Origin of the sequence: Peribacillus tepidiphilus (assembly GCF_009466385.1) — a bacterium.
Taxonomy (GTDB): domain Bacteria; phylum Bacillota; class Bacilli; order Bacillales; family DSM-1321; genus Bacillus_BN; species Bacillus_BN tepidiphilus.
The window spans coordinates 38,889-56,671 of sequence record NZ_WIAQ01000013.1 but is presented as its reverse complement, the minus strand read 5'-3'; the positions used below and the strand labels follow the sequence as shown (position 1 = coordinate 56,671).

Here is a 17,783-nt window from a genome sequence, read left to right as displayed (position 1 = left end):
TTATGGAATAAAAAGCTTTGAGCGATTACGAAAAAAGATATTATGGCGTCAACTTATCAGAAGGAATGTAGGTTAACCTACATTCCTTCCAAAGAGAGAGTATTGGAAATATTTACACCACCACAATTGACAGAGAGCCGGAATTTTTCAGAATTCCAATCAAATTTCCCTGCATCCACAATAATTCCACCGAGTGTCGTTCCATTTCCAAGAAGCCATTTTGTTGCAGAATGGATAACAATATCAGCACCATGCTCGAATGGTCTGCAAAGATACGGTGTTGCAAATGTATTATCAACGATTAATGGAATTCCTGATTCATGAGCGATTTCTGCTACTTTTTCAATATCAAGCACATGCAGACTTGGATTACCAATTGTTTCGGCAAAAATTGCCTTCGTATTCGGGGTAATAGCCTGTCTAAAGTTCTCAGGATTTTCTGGATCAACGAAATGCACGTTGATTCCATATTTTGGTAGTGTATTGGCGAATAAATTATACGTCCCGCCGTAAAGGGTTGAAGCAGCTACAATTTCATCACCTGCCCCCGCAATATTTAGGATCGCTAATGTGATTGCTGCCATTCCACTAGCAACGGCAAGAGACCCAATACCTCCCTCCAGCAATGCCACTCTTTCTTCAAAAACAGTTACAGTCGGATTATGAATTCGAGTATAGATGTAGCCAGCTTCCTTTAATCCAAAAAGATTCGCCGCATGCTCTGTGTCTTTAAATAAGTAAGCATTACTTTGATAAATCGGAACTGCACGAGCTCCTGTAACCGGGTCGGCTTGTGTTCCACCATGAATACTAAGTGTTTCAAAACGATAATTTGGTTTGTTTCCGGACATGCTTTTCTCTCCCTTTTTTCAAAAAATTCAAACAACTAAATGCATAGCGGTTCCTTAACGAAGGAGCACCGACATCATGTTGTCCTTAAAGAACTAGCCATTCCAACAAAAAAAGCCTCTTCGATAAGAAGAGACTTGTTTTAAGTTACTCTCCTTATCTTTACAGAATCAAACAGATCCTGCTGGAGTTAGCACCGTGTATTGCACATACCGGTTGCCGGGTTTCATAGGGCCAGTCCCTCCACCTCTCTGGATAAGATTAAATTCCTATAGCTTTAATTGGAAATATATCACACAATGGTATGGTCGTCAATATATTTTTTAGAAAAATTAGAAAATTTAATACGGTTTTGCCAGCATGACAATGCTTTCTAACCGTAATACGTCCCGAAAACTTCCTTTCACCTTCATGGTCTTTTGGTTGATCAATTCTTGAAGCTTCATTTTCCCGCTTAGCCATGCTGTTGCAGTTTGCAAATTGCATTCGATTTGGACAATAGTATGTGACTCTTCTGATAATTCAAGCGTAATGGCTTCCTTTGAAATAAAAAATCCGTATTGTGATTCTCCTATAAGAATTTTTACATACATCCCTTTTTCCGGAAGAAGTAAGCTGATATGGTTCCTTTTATTACATTCCTTGATAAATTGCTTAAGAAGTTCTGACATTCTTTCACTTCCTTTGATAGAAAAGTCAAAAGTGTAAACACGAATCAAGTATATCTACTATTAACTTCTTCCTTCTGGATGTTTTTTCCTTTAAGAACTGTTCGACATTTAATTTTTTTATTTCCCGAGAAATACATAAACTTGTCGATTTTACCCTTTTTACTGCTAAAAAAATAAGGCTGTTTTCGCAAACTTTGTTGCTTTTTAACAAGTAGTGAGGATCGGTTGATTTCCGCTCCAGGATGCTCGCTTTCCGCGGGGCGGGCGGTGAGTCTCCTCGGCGCGCAGCGCCTGTGGGGTCTCACCTGTCCCGCTGCTCCCGCAGGAGTCTCGCACCTTGCGCTCCAATCAACCAACTTTTTTATCAAAGGTTTTCATTCCCAGAACCTATGTAAAAACAACAATCTTTTAGAAAAGAGCCAAAAATAAAAAACCACCGTTTTATATAAGACGATGGTTTTCAAGATCTTTTAATATTTCATAAATATAGGGAACCGATTTAAATGCATAAACTTTTTTTTCGAGCATTCCATTTCTAAAAATCAACAAACAAGGTACACTTTCAATTTTAAAATTCTTCGCTATATCCGGTAAATAATTCAAGTCAGCTTTTATCATTTTAAGTTTTGGAAGCATCGCCTCTACAACAGCAAGCATCTTAGAAGCCACCTGACATGTTCCGCAAAGAGGGGTATATAAATAAAGACAAAAAGTTTCTTTTTGTAAAAGAATTTGTTCTAATTCTTCTTTTGTTAATTGCTGCATTTCTTTACTAGTTCATCCTTTGTTTCAAATATTCAGTATTAACGTCTATATTCGCACTTAAGAGTACAGTAGCAATGTGATGCTTGGGTGCAGTTGCCACTTCTCGATACGCCTTATCAATATAAAGATGAGACGCCTTAGGCAATTCTCTTTTGAATTGCTTTCTTAGCTTTTCTCCAGCTTCATCTGCATCCACCAATATATAGACTTCCTTATTAAATAACTCATCGACCATTTCATCTAGCTTACTTAAAGAAATGGTCCCATTTGTACAAATGATTTGGACAGGTTCGTTCACGACGCTTTTCACTTTGCGTTTGTCAGAAGTCCCCTCGACAATAATCACTTTTTCCAATTGCATATTTTCCATTGTAATCACCCATTCTTACCATGGTAAAAGAAGAAAGCTGTAGAATAATCTGACATGTCCATTTGAGTTAGGAATAACATAATCTATTCTGCTAAGTAGAATGATATGTTAAAAAGTTACTTTGAATTATACTCATATATTATTCAAATTCTAGAATAAGGTGTTGTTTTCCTCTTTTATTTGTGAATTTTAGGGACTATGCTCTTTCATACTTTTCCCCAAATGCTCTTTCACAAACAAAATACTGCAAAAATGAAAAGCGCCGCTAACCTGAAGGGAATATACTTTTTTTCCGAAGAGCTGTAAACAAAAAGAGAAGGCATTTTTTGCCCTCTCTAATCGTCATTAGTCTTCTTTAATCATTTCTTCATATTGCTCAGCTGTCATGAGCTTGTCCACTTCACTAATATCTGACGGTTCTACTACAATCATCCATGCCTTTTCATATGGAGATTCATTTACATATTCAGGATTGTCATTTAATTCTTCGTTTACTTCCACAACTTTACCGCTAATTGGTGCGTAAAGCTCAGAAACTGTTTTCACAGATTCAACACTGCCAAACGGCTCATCTGCTGTAATTTCATCTCCTACTTCTGGAAGCTCAACAAAAACAATATCGCCTAACTCAGATTGAGCAAAAAATGTGATCCCGATACGGACCTTATCCCCTTCTACTTTTACCCATTCATGCTCTTCAGAATAACGCAGTTCTTTTGGTGTAGTCATCCCGATCCCTCCAACTTATGTAATAATTTTTTTAAATCTATTGAAAATAAAATAGATTTTACATACATGATGACATCCTAAAAAGTGAAAATCAATATTTTCTTCTTTTTAAGAAAGCCAGTTCTTTTCAAATTCTTCTTCTTTAAAACCGACTGTGACCTTTTTTCCATCCGTTACAATCGGACGCTTGATCAACATCCCGTCAGAAGCTAATAACTCAAGCAGTTCTGTTTCACTAGCAGTTTTTATTCGATCCTTTATTCCAAGCTCACGGTATTTTTGACCGCTCGTATTAAAGAATTTTTTTAGCTCGAGGCCGCTTTTTTTATAAAGGTCCTCAAGGGTTTCTTTTGAAGGAGGATTTTCTACAATATGAATATCATTATATTGAATTTGATGGACTTCAAGCCACTTTTTTGCTTTCTGGCAAGTGCCGCATTTAGGGTACCAATAAAATGTAAGCATTTTTTCCAATTCACCTCTTTTTTAGGATAACCTCTTCGTGAGAAAAAAACAAAAAATAAGCAATGTTTTTATTAAGTATTTATTAAATAGAAAAAACCGCCTAGAGGACGGTTTTTTCTATTTTTCATCAAACTACATATTTTTCAGCGTCAACCAGTTTTTCAGCTGCTTCACGTTTTTTCGCGATGACATTAATTGGAGTATGTCTCGTAAATTTTCGTAATGCAGAGATCATGATTCTGAGTGTATCTCCTTGTTCTGTTGCAAGCAATGTTTCTTTTGCAAGCTGTTCAATTTGGTTAAATGCTTCTTGGCAGAAAATTTGAGTGTAAAGAAGTTTTTGCTTGCTCTTCTCTAATCCAGACCTTGCAATGGATTTTTCTGTACGTAATACCGCTGATTCCATCGCATATGCGTAAGAAACGATATCTGCAATGTTCACAAGAATTTCTTGCTCTCTTTCTAATGCTTTACCAAATTTTTGTGCTGCCAATCCTGCTGCAAGAAGACCAATCTTCTTCGCGTTCTTCACAAGATACTTTTCTTGCGCAAGCGGTTCGTCACCAGGCTCTTCAGGGATCAGCATCATCAATTCTTCCTGCAATGCTTGCGCTTTTTGAAGTAGAGGAAGCTCGCCTTTCATTGCTTTTCTTAAGAAAGTGCCTGGTACGAGAAGTCGATTAATTTCGTTTGTTCCTTCAAAGATTCGGTTGATACGAGAGTCACGATAAATTCTTTCAATTTCATATTCAGCCATGAAGCCGTATCCACCATGGATTTGAACGCCTTCATCTGCAACATAATCCAATACTTCTGTAGCAAACACCTTGTTAAGCGAGCATTCAATCGCATATTCTGCGATCGATTTGGCAACTTCAAGTCCATTTTTCACTTCTTCATCTGAAAGCCTGCTCATACGCTCCTCAAATAAGCCGACCGTTCTATACACTGAACTTTCCGCTGCGTAAATTTTAGAAGCCATTGTCGCTAATTTTTCACGAGTTAAATTAAATGAAGAGATCGGTGTTTTAAACTGCTGGCGCTGATTTGCATAAGCTGCTGTCAATTCGAATGCACGCTTGGAACCTCCAACTGCACCTACACCCAATTTATAACGACCGATATTCAAGATATTGAAGGCAATGACGTGTCCTTTCCCTGCTTCCCCAAGTAGGTTTTCCTTAGGAACAAGCGCATCTTCAAGAATAAGAGTTCTAGTTGAGGAGCTCTTAATCCCCATTTTCTTTTCTTCAGCACCTGTGGATACACCAGGGAACTCACGTTCAACGATAAAGGCTGAGAAATGCTCGCCATCAATTTTTGCATATACAACAAAGACATCTGCAAAACCTGCGTTTGTAATCCATTGCTTTTCACCGTTGAGTACATAGTGAGTACCCTCTGCGTTTAATTTTGCTGTCGTTTTTGCACCTAGCGCATCAGAACCTGAACCTGGCTCGGTTAAGGCATAGGCTGCAATTTTTTCACCTGTTGCAAGAGCAGGAAGATATTTTTGCTTTTGCTCTTCATTACCAAAAAGAACGATTGGAAGGGATCCAATCCCTACGTGGGCACCGTGTGAAATGGAAAAGCCGCCTGCACGGGACATTTTTTCTGCAATCAATGCAGAGCTGATTTTATCTAGACCTAAACCGCCGTATTCTTCAGGTACATCTGCACCTAATAATCCTAGTTCGCCCGCTTCCTTTAATAGCTTAACAGAGCGATCAAATTCATGATTTTCCAAATGCTCTACCTGTGGAAGTACTTCATTGACTACGAAATCCTCAGTGGTTTTCGCAATCATGATTTGCTCGTCAGTAAAGTCTTCCGGTGTGAAAATCTGTTCCGCCGATACATCTTCGATTAAAAAGCTGCCGCCTTTAACTAATTTTTCAGTTTGACTTGACATTTTATTTCCCCCTTAATTTATGCTAATAGCTCGAATACTCCGGCTGCTCCCATTCCGCCGCCGATACACATCGTTACGATCCCAAATTGCTCATTTCTTCTTTTCATCTCATGTAGAAGTGTTAACGTTAGCTTAGCACCTGTACATCCAAGTGGATGACCAAGAGCGATTGCTCCACCATTTACGTTTACTTTCTCTTCATCTAAACCTAGCTCTCGAATAACTTGAATTGACTGGGAAGCAAAGGCTTCGTTCAACTCAAACAAACCAATGTCAGATAGCTCAAGACCTGCTAATTTCAATGCTTTCGGAATAGCTGCAACAGGACCAATTCCCATAATTTCAGGCGGTACTCCCGCAACTGCAAAGGAACGGAATTTTGCGATTGGTGCTAGTCCAAGTGACTCAGCTTTTTCCTTATCCATGACCATAACGGCTGCAGCACCGTCACTTGTTTGAGATGCGTTTCCAGCTGTAACCGTACCTTTTACGGAGAAAGCCGGGCGAAGTCTTGCCAATCCTTCTATGCTCGTATCTGGACGGACTCCCTCATCAACGGCAAATTGAATGGTTTTTTCCCTTAATTTATGATCACTTCCTACAGAGCGGAGTGTCACTTCAACTGGTACAATTTCATCGACAAATTTGCCTTCTTGGATCGCTTTAGCTGCTTTTTGATGGCTTCTGACAGCGAAAGCGTCTTGCTCTTCTCTAGAGATTCCATATTTTTTTGCTACTTCTTCGGCTGTATGTCCCATCCCCATATAGTATTCTGGAGCAGATTCAGCCAGCTTTACATTCGGTCTTGCTACATGGCCCATCATCGGAACAAGGCTCATCGACTCTGCGCCGCCGGCTATAATGGTATCCGCATGACCAAGCATAATTCGTTCGGCAGCATACGCGATTGTTTGCAGACCACTTGAGCAATATCTATTGACCGTAATGGCTGGAACAGTATGCGGCAAACCTGCCAATGCTCCAATATTCCTTGCCATATTCAAACCTTGCTCAGCTTCTGGCATCGCACAGCCAATAATTAAATCATCAATATTTCCTTCATAATTTCCCGCCCGTTTTAATGTTTCTTTCACAACCAGTGCACCCAGGTCATCCGGGCGTACATGTGCAAGCGTTCCTTTTTTTGCTTTTCCGACCGGAGTTCTCGCTCCAGCTACGATTACCGCTTCTCTCATGTCGATCCCCCTTGCCATATTTGGAAATTTTTTGTTTCAGCCAGACAGAGACCCCCTGCCTAGGACTGAATGAATCTATTAGTTTCTTAACGGCTTTCCTTTTACAAGCATATGCTGCATTCTTGCTTGAGATTTCGGTTGTTCTACTAAACTTAGGAATGCTTCTCTTTCAAGGTCTAACAAATATTGTTCATCCACTTCTGTTCCGTATGGCACCTTTCCGCCTGCAATGACAAAGGCCAGCTTCTTCGCAATCTTTAAGTCATGCTCAGAAATGTAGCCGGATAAATACATTGCTTGTGCACCAAGCAATAATGTGGCATAACCAGTTTCTCCAACAACAGGAATTTTTTTACGAACAGGAGGCTTATATCCTTTTTCGTAAAGAGAAAGCACCGCTTGCTTTGCATCATACAGAAGATGGTCTCCATTTACGCTTATTCCATCCGTACGATTTAATAGGTTCAAATCTCTTGCTTCTTCACCAGACGTAGACACTTTTGCCATAGCAATCGTTTCAAACACTTTGTTCGCTACTTTTTGAAGATCAAATTCTACTCCGCTTGGCATGCTTTCTAAATGCTTAATATACAATTCCTTGTTTCCTCCGCCGCCAGGAATTAGACCGACACCAACCTCTACTAATCCCATGTACGTTTCAGCAGAGGCTTGGATATGGGCTGCTGGCAAGCAAACTTCCGTTCCACCGCCTAACGTCATGCCAAATGGTGCAGCAACGACCGGCTTAGAAGAATATTTGATTTTCATCATCGCTTGCTGGAAGTGTCGCACGACCATGTCAATCTCGAAGATGTTGTCATCTTGTGCTTCCATCAAGATCATGGCAAGATTTGCACCCACACAGAAGTTTTTACCCTGATTACCGATCACGAGCCCTTTAAAATTCTTTTCCACTTCATCGACAGCAAAATTAATCATTTGAATGATGTCAAGGCCAATCGCATTGTTCGGAGAATGAAACTCCAAAAGCGCTACACCATCTCCAAGGTCAATGAAGCTTGCACCAGAATTTTTCTTGATGACTCCTTTTTGCTTTTTCAAGCGCTTAAGATTGATAACCTTTGGATTTTCTTCTAACAGCTTAAATTCACCTTTATGATAGAAATATAATCCGTCCTCCCGCTCTTGATAAAAGCTCGTTACACCGCTTGCCAGCATGTCCTCTACCCACTCTGGAACCTTTTTACCTTCTTCTTTCATCTTGGCTACGGATTTTTCCACTCCGATCGCATCCCATGTCTCAAAAGGACCTAGTTCCCATCCAAAGCCCCATTTCATCGCATTGTCAATCGCTACAATGTCATCGGCAATCGTTCCAAGAAGTTCAGCTGAATAAACAAGAACAGGACTAAAAATATTCCATAGCAATGTTCCAGCACGGTCTTTGCTGTAAACAAGCGCTTTCAGTTTATTTGAAAGACCTTTTTCTTGCTTACTCATTTCAGTGGAAGGCGTTTTTAGCTTCTTTCTTTCTTCATATTGAAGTGTATTTGGATTTAGCTCTAGAATTTCTTTTCCTTGCTTCAAGAAAAATCCTTGACCGGATTTAGATCCAAGCCATCCGTTTTCGAGCATCTTTTTCATAAAGTCAGGAACTTCAAAGACTTCTTTCTCTTCTCCTTCTACTTGGTCGTAGACGTTTTTAGCGACATGAGCAAATGTATCAAGCCCAACAACATCCAACGTACGGAAGGTAGCACTTTTCGGCCTTCCGACTAGAGGACCCGTTACGGAGTCTACTTCTCCAACACTGTAGCCCCCCTTAGTCATTTCTTTCACTGTTACCAATAAACCGTAGGTACCGATACGGTTTGCAATAAAATTCGGCGTGTCTTTCGCTTCGACTACACCTTTACCTAAAACATCCTCTCCAAATTGCTTCATAAACGAAAGCACTTCAGGGTCGGTCTTCTTAGTAGGAATAATTTCAAGAAGCTTTAGGTAGCGAGGCGGGTTGAAAAAGTGCGTACCTAAGAAGTGACGTTGAAAATCTTCTGATCGTCCTTCAGCCATTGCTTCAACAGAGATGCCAGATGTATTGGAACTAACAATACTTCCAAGCTTTCTGTATTGATCGACTTGCTCAAATACTTTTTTCTTAATATCAAGATTTTCCACAACCACTTCAATAATCCAATCAACTTCGCTAAGTCGCTTCATATCATCTTCAAAGTTTCCCGCTTGTATCAAAGCAATATTTTTCTTTGATGTTAATGGAGCTGGCTTTTGCTTCAATAGCTTCTGTAAATTTCCTTGGCTAATTCGATTTCTAACCTGAGGATCTTCAAGAGTAAGTCCTTTTTTCTTTTCATCCTCCGTAAGCTCACGAGGAACGATATCGAGTAGTAATGTTGGAATTCCAATGTTTGCGAGGTGTGCAGCGATTCCAGATCCCATTACACCGGATCCTAATACTGCGGCTTTTTGAATTTGTCGAACCAACTTCATATCCCCCTTTACACTTTTGAATGAATACTCATTCATTTTTTGAGCAAAAAAAATTCAAAAATTTTCTTCTTACTTCTATTATAAAAGATTTTTGAAAATTCCGCAATAATCAATAGACTAAAAATTACAAATCTTTCGCATCTTATTTTTACTTGCATTTTGGACATGATATTGAAAGAGGTGATGAATATGGCAAAGTTTAAGAAAAACCCTTCTAAAGCTGGGGTGAGTGCAGCCAGTGTAAAAGGAAATGCTGGTCCTACCGTTGAAATGGACGGCGGAGGCAAAGTAAATAGCCAAAACAACCAATACAAGAAATAAGAAAAGCGGATTGCGCCCGCTTAGCTCTGAAAAAATCCCCGCTAACTATACAGGTTTAGCGGGGTTATTACATATATATTATTTTTTGAAAATTCCTTTAAGAACAAAGGCAACATTGGCAGGTCTCTCAGCTAATCGACGCATGAAATATCCATACCAGTCGGTTCCATACGGTACATATACACGCATTTTGTAGCCTTCTTTCACAAGCTCAAGCTGTCTTTCTGTACGAATTCCATAGAGCATTTGAAATTCAAATTGATCGTTTGGAATGTTATGCTCTTTTACAAGCTGCTTAGTATATTCGATGATTGCATCGTCATGAGTTGCAACCGCTGTATAGTTGCCATTTAATAGGTGCATTTTAATAATTTTTTTAAAGTTTTCGTCAACATCTTTCTTTTCTGGGAAGGCTACTTCAGGCGATTCTTTATAAGCTCCTTTTACAAGACGAAGGTTCGGATGATATTGATTTAGATCCTCAATATCGTTTACTGTTCTATATAAATAAGCTTGGATAACTGTTCCTACATTATCATACTCAGACTTAAGCTGTTTGAAGATATCTAAGGTTTTTTGACATCTCGAATAATCTTCCATATCGATCGTTACGAACACATTGTTTTCTTTTGCTGCATCCAAAATTCTTCTCATATTACGCATAACAGCTTCATCTGATATATCAAGCCCCATACTTGTCATTTTTAATGAAAGCTGGGAATCCAGTTTTTCTCTTCCGATGGCTTTAATAGCCTCAATTGAATGATCAGCCATCTCATTAGCTTCAGCTACGTTGTCAACAAATTCACCTAAATAATCAATCGTTACACATAACCCTTGCTTATTAAGTTCTTTGATGACATTTGTCGCCTTATCAATCGTTTCTCCTGCAACGAAACGAGAAGCTCCAAAACGAAGACCATATTTTTTTGCCAGTTTTGTCATACTTTTATTTTTTGATAAAAAGAGGAAGAAATCTCTCATTGCTTGTTCCATTCTATAAACCTCCAGTCAAATTGAAAACGTATACAAATTATTTTTTTAATAAAAGAATGCATTAGATAAACATTCAACAAAAAGTTCGAAATTTCGACATTTTTATTTTATCACTTTATTTTGTATTTGAATATTCATAACTATTATTTTTATAAAATAATTTTATATTATTTTTTCACCTTTTAAAATACTGAAATTTTTGATTATTTATCCAGAATATTGCTATTTCCGGTAAAACTGAAATTATATTTTAACTCAGTACTGCAATAATAAAATGTATGTTTATTGGGTGTTGGAGGAAGCATTCACGCAAGAGCACTTTTCTGTCTATTTAAAAAAAGAGAAACCTTATGTATTACGGTTTCTCATCATGATTATCTCAATTTCTTACAAGCTTGAGGACATGTTTTACATCTGTTTTCTTTTTCATCTAGCCTATATGAAAAACAACAAGTAGATCGTACACGAACATGTGCGTCGTATGGTTGAATATACCTTTTTTCGTGGAAGTACCTTTTTAATGGATTATGATTATAGGGCCCAAATAATTTTGCATTCTGATCATCAAGAAGAAAATGAAAATCTTCTGTGATTAGCTGATGAATCATAGGATCTTTATTTTCTTCCAGCAAGCTTTCGTACAGCCAAAAAAGATAAATTCCAATATTTTCCCACATAATCAACTTAGAAAGTTTCGTCACCCGAGATAGAGTATCCATTACATCATAAATATGTTGAGCAAATAATTCTCTGTAAAGCTTTTCCCTTAAATGAGGATAATCAGTGTCCATATCAATAGATGACATGCTTTGAAATTTAATACTCGGAAGCCACATATCATTCTCAAATGAATCAATAAATGAAATATTTTGAATGGAAGGATTCAATTTTTTTCTAAGCATTGTCATACTGTACAAGGTTATAACAGGCAAAAACGCATATCGCTTCATGAATATGGATGCTGCTACTTTTAAATCAGGAGCATTCATAACCTCACAAATTCTTTCAAGCTCTATCAAAGCTTGTCTCTCATCGTTAAAAACCGAAGCAAATGTTTCTTTAACAACGAATGGGTTAGTGTGATCAAAGAAACGATATGGCTTAAGCTTTTCAATATCATGCTGTGAAAGCTTCATTCCTAAGCCTCCCATTCTATATTTTAGGAAAGCAAAACCTAGTCAACCAATGAATTAGTAGCTTGACCCCCTTACACGGTTGCATCCAAAACAGTATTGTTTTTCAAAATGCATCTTCCTTTACCGTGTGGAATGCATAATGGAGTTCCAAAAATCGGGTCTACTGTCACTTCGCAATCCATCTGAAAGACGTTTTTAACAAGGGAGCAATTCACAACAAATTCCGGCTTACCTTGAGCAAAAATCTTCTTATCCTTAATCGCCACAATGTTATGAGCATAGCGGCAGGCAAGATTCAAATCGTGAAGCACCATCACAATCGTACGGTTTTCTTTTTCGTTTAGTTCAAAAAGCAGGTCTAGGATCTCAATTTGATGAGTCATATCCAAATAAGTAGTAGGCTCATCCAACAGAATTGTATCTGTATCCTGTGCCAAAATCATCGCAATCCATGCTCTTTGGCGCTGTCCACCTGAAAGTGAGTCAACCGGGCGATCCTTTAAATGTTCGACCCCTGTTGCTTTCAGTGCATACATGACTTTTTCTTCATCTTCTTCTGACCACTGCTTATACCAAGTTTGATATGGGTATCTTCCCTGCTTCACGAGTTGCAAAACAGTAAGCCCTTCTGGTGCCAAAGGAGATTGAGGAAGAATAGCCATCCTCTTGGCAATTTCTTTTGTAGGAAGCTTTGCGATCGCTTCTCCATCAAGCAGGATAGTGCCCGTCTTAGGTTTTAAAAGACGTGCAATCGATCTAAGCAAGGTTGATTTACCAGATCCATTACTTCCGATAAAAACCGTAATTTCTCCCTTTGGAATGTACAAATCCAAACCTTCAATAATATTTTGATCGCCATATGATAATGTTAATGATTTTGTTAAAATTGCTTCCATATTTTTAAAACCTCTCTATTAGGAATGACGTGTTTTATAAAGAAGATAGATAAAGTATGGAGCTCCGATACTGGCTGTAAAAACTCCTGCTGGAATTTCTAACGGAGCAAATAATATTCTTCCTATTAAATCTGCAATCATAACGAGCAGCGCTCCAATTAGTGCTGAGGTAGGTAATAGCGCACCAAAAGCACTGCCTACCAATCTCCTCGCCATATGAGGAGCCATTAATCCAACAAATCCAATACCTCCTGCAAATGCAACAGCTCCTCCCGTCAATGCAGTAGCTGCAGCAATTAGCATGAATCTTTGTGCTTGAATCTTACTTCCTACACTAACGGCAATTTCTTCTCCTAGTTCTTGTACGTTAAGATTTCTTGCAAGAACCAAAACAATGAATAAAAGGGCTATAACAAGTGGAAATAAGATCTTCACATCCGCCCATTTCGATCCGTTTACAGTACCAGTAATCCAAATATTAGCCTGTGAAGCTTGAAAGATCGGACCCATAATCATCATCATAGTAGTACCTGCCTGCATCAATGCAGATATACCTACACCAACAAGAACAAGCCTAATAGGTGACACTCCATTTTTCCATGCCAGTATATAAACAATGATCGCTGTTACAGATGCTCCAATAAATGCTGAAAGAGGAAGCCAATTAATACTTACCACTAATGAGTTATTATCATCACTAAAAATTGCCAAAAATCCTACAACCGCAACTGAAGCCCCGCCTGTAAGACCTATGATATCTGGTGAAGCAAGAGGGTTTCTAATTACCCCTTGCAAAATACCACCTGCAACCGCTAGCGACATCCCTACGAGTAAAGCAATAAGGATTCTTGGTAAACGGAAAGAATGGATCACAGTTTGATGCATATCATTTCCTGCCCCAGCCAATGCTTTCACAACTTCGAGAGGGGAGATATATAATTGTCCGATCGAGGCGCTTACAATGGTGACACCTACAGTAATAAGCAACAAAATGAAAACGACGAAGGAAGCTTTTTTATCTATTAAAAATGACAGGTTACGTCCGATTCGAAAGCTTGTATATTTTTGCATACTCACTTTGCATTAAACCCCTTTCTAGCAATGTAAATAAAGAAGGGAGTTCCGATAACTGCCGTCATAACACCTACTGGTACTTCCTCAGGCATTACTATATATCTAGCTGAAATATCAGCTGCAACCAGTAATACTCCGCCCAATCCTGCACTGAAAGGTATAACCCATTTATGGTCAACACCAACAATGGATCTTGCAATGTGAGGAATCACTACTCCAACAAAACCTATTGGACCTGAAACAGCTACAGCACTTCCCGCTAATAGAATAATGCATAGAGCAGAAAGTAATTTAATAAATCCAACCTTTAAACCCAATCCTTTTGCAACGTCATCTCCCATAGAAAGGAGATTTAATTTGCTTGAAAGCAAATAGGAAACAAGCAGTCCTACAACAATATATGGAAGTACTGCAACAAGTGACTCTAACTTTCTTCCTTGAACCGAACCTGCCAGCCAAAAAAGCACTTGTTCAAGTGCTGATTCATTATGTACTAGTAAGCCTTGTGTAAGAGATGAGAACATAGCAGCCATCGCAGCACCTGCCAATGTTAGTTTCATAGGAGTTAAGCCTTCTCTTCCTAAGGACCCCACCACATACACTCCAAAAGCTGCAAAAGCTGCACCTAAAAACGCAATCCATGTATAGGTCTGCAAATTCGACACTTGAAAAACAGTAACCGCAACAACAACTGCAAATCCTGCCCCCGCATTGATACCGAAAACTCCAGGTGAAGCAAGCGGATTTTTTGTCAATGTTTGCATAAGTACACCAGCAACAGCTAGACAAGCGCCTACGGAAGCTGCAATCACTGCTCTTGGAAGCCTAACTGTTTGAAGCACGATGTGTTCATTGGATCCGTCAAAATAAAAGAAAGAATCCCAAGCCATGCTCCAAGAAGTATTTGTATATCCATATACTATGCTGGCACATAGCAAAAATAATAAAAGAATACATAAACTCGAGAAACCTAGCCACTTATGCCAAGTTTTTTTCAGTAACATGATGCATTTCCCTCTCCCGAAGAACAAAATATCTTTTTCTTCTATAAGTCTAATGGATTAGAATGTAGTAGTCAATGAACATGAAAATCATTTTCAATTATTGATTGACAAACTCTTTTTGTCATTATAATATCAGAAATGGAATCATTGATAATGATTATCACTATTACTACATAACAGGAGGTACAACTATGCAGATTCAAAAAAAGAAAGGCTTTTCATTTCTACTTCTCACGATCGTATTCGCTTTCATATTAGCGGCTTGTGGTAAAGAAACAACTAAAGAAGAGCCAAAGAAAGAAGAAAAACCAAAAGAAGAGAGTTATACAGTTGAGCATGCAATGGGAACAACTGAAATCCCTAAAACACCTGAAAAGGTAGTCATCCTTACAAACGAAGGTACTGAAGCATTACTAGCCCTCGGTGTTAAGCCAGTAGGTGCAGTTCAATCCTGGACAGGAAAACCTTGGTACGATCATATTAAAACAGATATGGAAGGCGTAGAAGTAGTTGGTACAGAAAGTGAAGTAACACTAGAAGCAATCGCTGCACTACAGCCTGACCTTATTATCGGAAACAAAATGAGACAAGAAAAACTTTATGATCAATTAAACGAGATCGCTCCAACCGTATTCTCCGAAACACTTCGTGGAGATTGGAAAGAGAATTTTGCTCTGTATGCCAAAGCAGTGAACAAAGAGGAAAAAGGTAAAGAAGTACTTGCACAATATGACGAACGCGTTAACAAAATAAAAGAAACGCTTGGCGATAAAGTGAACCAAAAGGTTTCTATCGTTCGTTTCATGGCTGGAGATGTTCGTATTTATCACAAAGATTCTTTCTCTGGCGTTGTGTTAGATCAACTTGGATTTGCTCGTCCTGAGGGACAGGATGTGATGGACTTTGCTGAGAAGAATGTAACAAAAGAAAGAATTCCAGCAATGGACGGAGATGTTCTATTCTACTTTACATATGAAGATGGAGCTGGAGAAGCAACTGCGCTTGAAAAAGAATGGCTTGAGGACCCACTATTCAAAAACCTTTCTGTAGCCAAAGCAGGAAAAGTTTATAAAGTAGATGACGCAATCTGGAACACAGCAGGTGGCGTAATCGCAGCTAACAAAATGCTGGATGACATTGAAAAACACTTCGCTCAATAATCATAACAAGCCGGGATTCGCAAATTCGAACCCCGGCTTTTTTTCATTAACATTTAATGCATACTCTAGATAGTTTTTAATCGCACTTCTCCAATGAGAAGGAAAATAATAGTCATTAGTAAAAGTTTTTGCTACTTTAAATGGTATATATGGCAAAACCTTTAGTCTTATCTGGATTCCAATAGCTGAAGCATTTGCCATAGTTATTGAATAAGTCCAATTCACAAACCCATTTTGATAAAAAATAAAGACTCTTTTCTAAAAGATTGTTGTTTTTACATAGGTTCTGGGAATGAAAACCTTTGATAAAAAAGTTGGTTGATTGGAGCGTAAGGTGCGAGACTCCTGCGGGAGCAGCGGGACAGGTGAGCCTCCTGGAGCGGAAATCAACCGATCCTCACTACTTGTTAAAAAGCAACAAAGTTTGCGAAAACAGCCAAAATAAAAGCCCCCAAAAAACAACCTCCCGATATCTCGGAAGGTTTGCCTCTAAATGTCTGTCGAAAACATGTATTTTTTATAATGGTACCTTATACTGAAGATGATTCCCATCCCAAGCATATTTCCAAGTAATGAGCTTCCCCCATAGCTGATGAATGGTAACGGAATACCAGTAATCGGAAGTACTCCAATGGTCATTCCGATATTTTGGAAAACGTGGAACGTAATCATACTAATAACACCAACACAGATGTAGGAATAAAAAGGATTTTTCGTTTCCATTCCTATTTTTGTAATATGGTAAATCAATAAAAAGAATAGGCTAATGACAATGCTCGATCCAATGAAACCAAATTCTTCTCCAATTATAGAAAATATGAAATCAGAATGACTTTCAGGAAGATAAACCTCCCTATTTCCGATTCCTTTTCCAGCCGTTTGTCCTGATCCGATTGCCAATAGTGACCTAGTTAAATGGAAACCTGTAGAGCTTTGATAATTGTAAGGGTCAATCCAGGAGTAGATCCGACCAAACTGATATTGCTTGACTCCTAAATATTTTTCTAAAATATCCGGATGCCAAAGAACAAAATAAAAAATCGTGGCAACTATTAAAACACCAGCCGTAAAAATAGGAAGTAGAATTCTCCAGGAAATCCCTGAAATAAAAATCATCCCAAGAAGGATTGCAATTAACACAAGTGAAGTTCCTAAGTCAGGCTGCTGCATCACCAATATCAATGGAAGAAAGGTGATCAATCCGAGCTTGAGGAGAAGCAAAAAATCCGTCTCAATCGTTTTAATGAGATGCTTAGCATGATGATTTGTAATGACATTTGCCAGAGTCAGTATTAAGAAAATTTTCATAAACTCAGAAGGCTGCAATGAGCCAAAGCCGGGAACCTTATACCAGCTTTTTGCTCCATTTATGACAGGAGCAATGCTACTTGGAGCTACTATTAATAACGCTAATAATACATTACCGAAGCCATAAGCGTACCATGAGATTTTTTTCAGCTGATCAGAGTCAAAGGTAATGACTCCAAGAATAATTCCAACTCCCACTGTGTACCATACCAGTTGTTTGAGCAAAAAATTTTCTCCATATTGCCCAGTAGTTTGTGCACTATAAATCGCAATGCAGCTTACAATGAACAATAAAAATAGGATGAACGCCAGACCGTAATCAATCTTCGATGAAAAATTATATTGATCTTTCTGCACAATTGACTCTCCTTGTACAAAATAGAAATACCTTCTTTGTGAAAAATGGCAAAATAAAACAGGTTTGCGACCTAATATTATTGAGAAATAGCTGCCTCATTCGAG

17 protein-coding genes and 1 riboswitch are annotated in these 17,783 nt (G+C 38.5%); of the genes, 2 read left to right on the top strand and 15 right to left on the bottom strand.

All coding sequences use genetic code 11. The annotated features are described in order from the left end of the window. Positions 1-77: 77 nt before the first annotated feature. From GD441_RS09125 to GD441_RS09085, 9 genes are all read right to left on the bottom strand, one after another. On the bottom strand, positions 78-851 hold the full coding sequence (locus GD441_RS09125) for an aminotransferase class I/II-fold pyridoxal phosphate-dependent enzyme (protein WP_263862434.1): 774 nt from the start codon (positions 849-851) through the stop codon (positions 78-80). Between the two features lie 151 nt (positions 852-1,002). Next, a riboswitch (SAM riboswitch) is annotated at positions 1,003-1,111 on the bottom strand. Positions 1,112-1,190: 79 nt separating this feature from the next. Continuing rightward, positions 1,191-1,520, bottom strand: coding sequence for an SCP2 sterol-binding domain-containing protein (locus GD441_RS09120; RefSeq protein ID WP_153125937.1), 330 nt, complete (start codon positions 1,518-1,520; stop codon positions 1,191-1,193). Positions 1,521-1,961: 441 nt separating this feature from the next. Next, positions 1,962-2,285, bottom strand: coding sequence for a thioredoxin family protein (locus GD441_RS09115; protein WP_153125935.1), 324 nt, complete (start codon positions 2,283-2,285; stop codon positions 1,962-1,964). 7 nt (positions 2,286-2,292) lie between these two features. Then, complete coding sequence (locus GD441_RS09110) at positions 2,293-2,655, bottom strand: toprim domain-containing protein (RefSeq protein WP_153125933.1); 363 nt, start codon at positions 2,653-2,655, stop codon at positions 2,293-2,295. A 345-nt stretch (positions 2,656-3,000) separates the two neighbouring features. Further along, complete coding sequence (gcvH, locus tag GD441_RS09105) at positions 3,001-3,384, bottom strand: glycine cleavage system protein GcvH (protein ID WP_153125931.1); 384 nt, start codon at positions 3,382-3,384, stop codon at positions 3,001-3,003. 108 nt (positions 3,385-3,492) lie between these two features. Then, positions 3,493-3,849 (bottom strand): arsenate reductase family protein, encoded by a 357-nt coding sequence (locus tag GD441_RS09100; protein WP_153125929.1) that lies wholly within the window; start codon positions 3,847-3,849, stop codon positions 3,493-3,495. 127 nt (positions 3,850-3,976) lie between these two features. Next, positions 3,977-5,761 (bottom strand): acyl-CoA dehydrogenase family protein, encoded by a 1,785-nt coding sequence (locus GD441_RS09095; protein WP_153125927.1) that lies wholly within the window; start codon positions 5,759-5,761, stop codon positions 3,977-3,979. Between the two features lie 17 nt (positions 5,762-5,778). Beyond that, positions 5,779-6,957 carry an acetyl-CoA C-acetyltransferase gene (locus GD441_RS09090; RefSeq protein ID WP_153125925.1) on the bottom strand — a complete coding sequence of 393 codons (1,179 nt, stop codon included), beginning with the start codon at positions 6,955-6,957 and terminating at the stop codon, positions 5,779-5,781. Between the two features lie 78 nt (positions 6,958-7,035). After that, entirely contained in the window at positions 7,036-9,420 is a 2,385-nt protein-coding gene (locus GD441_RS09085) for a 3-hydroxyacyl-CoA dehydrogenase/enoyl-CoA hydratase family protein (RefSeq protein WP_153125923.1), read from the bottom strand. A 195-nt stretch (positions 9,421-9,615) separates the two neighbouring features. On the opposite strand from GD441_RS09085, the gene GD441_RS09080 reads away from it, so the two are divergent. Next, entirely contained in the window at positions 9,616-9,747 is a 132-nt protein-coding gene (locus GD441_RS09080; protein WP_153125921.1) for a YuzL family protein, read from the top strand. 78 nt (positions 9,748-9,825) lie between these two features. Here GD441_RS09080 and GD441_RS09075 read toward each other — a convergent pair whose 3' ends face one another. The 5 genes from GD441_RS09075 to GD441_RS09055 form a co-directional block, all read right to left on the bottom strand. Next, on the bottom strand, positions 9,826-10,743 hold the full coding sequence (locus GD441_RS09075) for a proline dehydrogenase family protein (RefSeq protein WP_153125919.1): 918 nt from the start codon (positions 10,741-10,743) through the stop codon (positions 9,826-9,828). Positions 10,744-11,117: 374 nt separating this feature from the next. Further along, positions 11,118-11,879 (bottom strand): (2Fe-2S)-binding protein, encoded by a 762-nt coding sequence (locus tag GD441_RS09070; RefSeq protein WP_191992135.1) that lies wholly within the window; start codon positions 11,877-11,879, stop codon positions 11,118-11,120. Between the two features lie 71 nt (positions 11,880-11,950). Beyond that, positions 11,951-12,775, bottom strand: a complete 825-nt coding sequence (locus GD441_RS09065) for an ABC transporter ATP-binding protein (protein WP_153125915.1) — start codon at positions 12,773-12,775, stop codon at positions 11,951-11,953. An 18-nt stretch (positions 12,776-12,793) separates the two neighbouring features. Further along, the gene (locus tag GD441_RS09060; RefSeq protein WP_153125942.1) at positions 12,794-13,846 is read right to left on the bottom strand and encodes a FecCD family ABC transporter permease; all 1,053 of its coding nucleotides are present in this window, start codon (positions 13,844-13,846) and stop codon (positions 12,794-12,796) included. 2 nt (positions 13,847-13,848) lie between these two features. Further along, a complete protein-coding gene (locus GD441_RS09055) occupies positions 13,849-14,853 on the bottom strand; it encodes a FecCD family ABC transporter permease (RefSeq protein ID WP_153125913.1) in 1,005 nt (334 codons plus the stop codon). 191 nt (positions 14,854-15,044) lie between these two features. Between GD441_RS09055 and GD441_RS09050 the strand changes: the two genes are divergently transcribed. Then, positions 15,045-16,013 carry an ABC transporter substrate-binding protein gene (locus GD441_RS09050; protein ID WP_153125911.1) on the top strand — a complete coding sequence of 323 codons (969 nt, stop codon included), beginning with the start codon at positions 15,045-15,047 and terminating at the stop codon, positions 16,011-16,013. Positions 16,014-16,502: 489 nt separating this feature from the next. On the opposite strand, the gene GD441_RS09045 is transcribed toward GD441_RS09050, so the two are convergent. Then, a complete protein-coding gene (locus GD441_RS09045; protein WP_153125908.1) occupies positions 16,503-17,678 on the bottom strand; it encodes an FtsW/RodA/SpoVE family cell cycle protein in 1,176 nt (391 codons plus the stop codon). Between the last annotated feature and the right edge of the window lie 105 nt (positions 17,679-17,783).

Coding starts and splice junctions, on each gene's coding strand:
- GD441_RS09125 (WP_263862434.1), bottom strand. CDS start 851: ATGTCCGGAAACAAACCAAATTATCGTTTTGAAACACTTAGTATTCAT.
- GD441_RS09120 (WP_153125937.1), bottom strand. CDS start 1,520: ATGTCAGAACTTCTTAAGCAATTTATCAAGGAATGTAATAAAAGGAAC.
- GD441_RS09115 (WP_153125935.1), bottom strand. CDS start 2,285: ATGCAGCAATTAACAAAAGAAGAATTAGAACAAATTCTTTTACAAAAA.
- GD441_RS09110 (WP_153125933.1), bottom strand. CDS start 2,655: ATGGAAAATATGCAATTGGAAAAAGTGATTATTGTCGAGGGGACTTCT.
- gcvH (WP_153125931.1), bottom strand. CDS start 3,384: ATGACTACACCAAAAGAACTGCGTTATTCTGAAGAGCATGAATGGGTA.
- GD441_RS09100 (WP_153125929.1), bottom strand. CDS start 3,849: ATGCTTACATTTTATTGGTACCCTAAATGCGGCACTTGCCAGAAAGCA.
- GD441_RS09095 (WP_153125927.1), bottom strand. CDS start 5,761: ATGTCAAGTCAAACTGAAAAATTAGTTAAAGGCGGCAGCTTTTTAATC.
- GD441_RS09090 (WP_153125925.1), bottom strand. CDS start 6,957: ATGAGAGAAGCGGTAATCGTAGCTGGAGCGAGAACTCCGGTCGGAAAA.
- GD441_RS09080 (WP_153125921.1), top strand. CDS start 9,616: ATGGCAAAGTTTAAGAAAAACCCTTCTAAAGCTGGGGTGAGTGCAGCC.
- GD441_RS09075 (WP_153125919.1), bottom strand. CDS start 10,743: ATGGAACAAGCAATGAGAGATTTCTTCCTCTTTTTATCAAAAAATAAA.
- GD441_RS09070 (WP_191992135.1), bottom strand. CDS start 11,879: ATGAAGCTTTCACAGCATGATATTGAAAAGCTTAAGCCATATCGTTTC.
- GD441_RS09065 (WP_153125915.1), bottom strand. CDS start 12,775: ATGGAAGCAATTTTAACAAAATCATTAACATTATCATATGGCGATCAA.
- GD441_RS09060 (WP_153125942.1), bottom strand. CDS start 13,846: ATGCAAAAATATACAAGCTTTCGAATCGGACGTAACCTGTCATTTTTA.
- GD441_RS09055 (WP_153125913.1), bottom strand. CDS start 14,853: ATGTTACTGAAAAAAACTTGGCATAAGTGGCTAGGTTTCTCGAGTTTA.
- GD441_RS09050 (WP_153125911.1), top strand. CDS start 15,045: ATGCAGATTCAAAAAAAGAAAGGCTTTTCATTTCTACTTCTCACGATC.